The sequence below is a fragment of the Agriterribacter sp. genome (assembly GCF_035444585.1).
Classification (GTDB): Bacteria; Bacteroidota; Bacteroidia; order Chitinophagales; family Chitinophagaceae; genus Agriterribacter.
In genome coordinates, this window is record NZ_DAOMOZ010000315.1 from 1 (window position 1) to 3,586 (window position 3,586).

Here is a 3,586-nt window from a genome sequence, read left to right on the forward strand (position 1 = left end):
TCAATCTTGCAATTTTTTCTACCAGTTCGTTACCCGATGTAATGGGAACATCATTAAGCCTGGAAATGTAATCACCGGACTTGATGCCTGCGGCTGCCGCGGCACCATCTTCAGCAACATCTCTTACATATACACCTTGTCCGGTTTTATAACCCAGTTTTTCCTTTTCAGAATCCGGCGCCTGATCGGGCAAATAGCTTATGCCAAGATATGCTCTTTGAACAGTGCCAAACTGGATCAGATCGTTTACTATCTTCTTTACAATATTTACGGGAATGGCATAGGAATAGCCGGCGTATGATCCGGTAGGGGATGCGATAGCAGAGTTAATGCCTATCAATTCACCATTTGTATTTACCAGCGCACCGCCACTGTTTCCCTGGTTAACCGCTGCATCTGTTTGTATAAAAGATTCTATAGGCGTTTTACTGCGGCGTGCATTTAAACCCAGGGTTCTTCCCTTGGCGCTGATTATGCCCGCGGTTACCGTGGTTTCCAGATTCAAAGGATAACCAATAGCCAGCACCCATTGGCCTATTTGCACATTATCGGAATTGCCGTACAATAAAAAGGGGAGGTTTTTTGCATCAATCTTTAATACTGCAAGGTCACTGCTGGCATCAGCACCCACTACTTTTGCAGTATAGCTGCTTTTATTGTTGAGGCTTACTTTAATTTCCGAAGCGCCATCAATTACGTGGTTATTGGTAATAATATAGCCATCCTGACTTACAATAACACCAGATCCCGAAGCCCTTTGGGGGATGCTTCTCATATTGGGTCCGTTACCAAAAAAATCATCAAAAAAATCGTCAGGCACCAGCCCCCGAAAAGGGTTGCTCCTGCGGGGGAGGTTATTGCTGGCTTCCGATTTTCCTATCACGGTAGTGATATGCGCCACGGCAGGCACCGCTATTTTAGAAGGTTGTTCAAAATCCACTGGTCCGGGGATATTGTTCCCATCAAATAGGCCTGCATAGTTGGCCGGAATTTTTACACCATCCTGGATAGCCACAGGTTTTTTAACAAACGAGTCGTAAGCATATATGACCCCCATCGCGGTAGCAGCGCTTATCAACACTGTAAATACTATCTGTTTAATTTTCATCTGTATATGAATTTTATTTTTAACTGAATAAAAGCTTCTGTTTGTTTAATCAAATGCTATGCCCTTACTGCTGCAAAATAAATAAATCGGTGACAAATATGACATTTCGGCACAACAGGCTTAACAAATGATTAGGAACAATTTCGTATTTCAAAGCATGATGTGAAATTACGAAGGAATACGTAATAAAAATGTTAAGGAATGTTAGATGCTTGCAAAGGCAATTTGCGTAAAGGACGACCTTTATTTTGTGAGCTGTTTTAAGAAATTCATCGTGTCAATCCCATCTGCATAATCAGTTAAACCGGGCGACTGGGCAGCGCCCAAAGGAATTTTTTCTGTTCCGCAGATGCATTGGATTTCCTCAGGGTTAAGGGTATTGTATACATCTTCAGGATCGTTATAAAATGCATAGTGTAACTGGCTTATCGGAGAGAATACAGATGGATTTTCGGTGAGGATCACAGAGCCATTGGTCATATAATACTTCTGGTTCATTATCTGCATTGCGAGGTTAAAATCATAGTTGTGTTTATATTTATGATTTTCGATCAGGTTGCTGTATTTTTTAAGTGATGTCAACAGCGGTAGAAAATCATAGCCGGGCGGCACGTATATTTTAGTAACATTCCGGCACCCCAGTCCAAAATACAGACAAACATCGTCTGCCAGCTTTTCCAGTTCATATGGAGTTTCCTTTCCTTTTAATATGGCCACGGAAGTTCGGTTCTTCCTGATTATATGGGGATATTTCCTGAAATAATACTCAAAATATCTCGCAGTGTTATTGGACCCTGTAGCAATGTAGGCTTCGCATCCTTTAAGCATGTCCGCAAAAACAATGTGATCCTTTATTGCCGGGTTCCACGAAGCCATCTTAGCGGCAAAATGTTTCAGGAGCACATTATCCTTGGAAGACAGTTTAACGGTTTGCCTGTGACCGGATATAAACACACACAAAAAGTCGTGAAATCCTGCAAGCGGGATGTTCCCTGCCATGGTAATGCCTATGTTAACGGGAGCAACGGTTTGTTCGGGTATATCGTATGAAGCGGCCCATGTATTTATTTTTGAAGGTTCAAGGAGATGTGAGGCGATATTTTGAATGGCGTTATCAATGAACGATGCGATAAACCAGGGATTGTTTTCGGCAGCATTTACTTTCGCATTCAGCCAAACGGGATCATTGCCGGTCATATATTTTTGCAACCGGGTTAATATATTGATTCGTTGTTGTAAATTCAGCATGGATTTTAGATTCAGTGTGACTATCTTTGGTGTGCAAATCTATTGCTAAAAATTATCTGAAAAATTGTAAATTAGTATGGCAATCAAAATAACAGATGAATGTATTAATTGCGGAGCCTGTGAGCCTGAATGTCCGAACAACGCAATTTATGAAGGTGGGGTAGAATGGGCTATTGCAGATGGTACCAGTATAAAGGGCGATTTTACCCTGATGGATGGTTCGGTTATGGACGTAAACCAGCGTAACCCTCCAATAAGTGTAGACATTTATTATATCGTTCCTGACAAATGTACCGAGTGCCAGGGATTTCATGAAGAACCTCAATGTGCTTCGGTATGCCCGGTAGATTGTTGTGTGCCCGATGAGATGTATCAGGAAACAATAGAGGAATTAATGGCTAAAAAAGAAAAACTGCATGTATAAGCTTTGGTAACAGTATACGCTGCAGTAACGAAGAGCAGCTTACATTCTTAACTAATGATGCTTTGCATCATATTATAAGCGGGTGATATTTCCCGTTTTGGGGTGAAGACATGAAAATGGTTCTTCACCCTTGTTTTTTCAATACAGAAGTTATGATATGAAAAGGACTTTAAGCTCCATTGGTATTGCTTTGTTTATGGTAAATGCTTCCTGCAATCTTCAATTCAGGAAAAATACTGAACGGATAAATGCATTGAATGAAATGCAGCAAACAGATGTTGATTTCTCGAACCGTTCAAAAGAAGTGGGAATGAAGAAAGCATTCCTTGAATATATTGAAGCAGACGGCGTGTTATTGCAACCCAACAGCATGCCGGTAACAGGTGCGGATGCTATTGATTTCATAAGTTCCTTTAATGACTCTTCGGTTATACTAACCTGGCAGCCAATGAATGGAGATGTTGCAGCATCTGCAGACCTGGGTTACACGTACGGGGTTTATAGTATGCAAACAGGAGATTCTGTGCGCAGGGGAACCTATGTAACGATCTGGAAAAAGCAGGCGGACGGGAGGTGGAAATTCGTATTGGATGCAGGCAATGAAGGGGTAGGTTTAGAAAGGAGTGACGGCCGCCAGGCAGGGCGCAAATGATGAAATTTAGCTTTTCAATTATCATATTTGATATCAAAAATCGTTTCTTTGCATGCAAACTGGCTATAATACATGAAACCCAATATTGCTTTTGTTACCGGCGGTTATTCAGGCGAATCGGTTATCTCCTATAAAAGCGCAATAACTATTGAGC

General features: G+C 41.4%; 4 protein-coding genes. 2 read left to right on the forward strand and 2 right to left on the reverse strand.

The window, feature by feature from the left end; all coding sequences use genetic code 11:
- Positions 1–1,108: S1C family serine protease (locus PLH26_RS20760; protein ID WP_324587934.1), on the reverse strand; the 1,108-nt coding region annotated here is incomplete at its 3' end.
- A gap of 243 nt (positions 1,109–1,351) precedes the next feature.
- Positions 1,352–2,356 carry an acyl-CoA reductase gene (locus PLH26_RS20765; protein WP_324587935.1) on the reverse strand — a complete coding sequence of 335 codons (1,005 nt, stop codon included), beginning with the start codon at positions 2,354–2,356 and terminating at the stop codon, positions 1,352–1,354.
- A 76-nt stretch (positions 2,357–2,432) separates the two neighbouring features.
- Between PLH26_RS20765 and PLH26_RS20770 the strand changes: the two genes are divergently transcribed.
- Both PLH26_RS20770 and PLH26_RS20775 read left to right on the forward strand, forming a co-directional pair.
- A complete protein-coding gene (locus PLH26_RS20770) occupies positions 2,433–2,780 on the forward strand; it encodes a 4Fe-4S dicluster domain-containing protein (protein ID WP_324587936.1) in 348 nt (115 codons plus the stop codon).
- Positions 2,781–2,937: 157 nt separating this feature from the next.
- Complete coding sequence (locus tag PLH26_RS20775; protein WP_324587937.1) at positions 2,938–3,432, forward strand: YybH family protein; 495 nt, start codon at positions 2,938–2,940, stop codon at positions 3,430–3,432.
- Positions 3,433–3,586 lie beyond the last annotated feature (154 nt).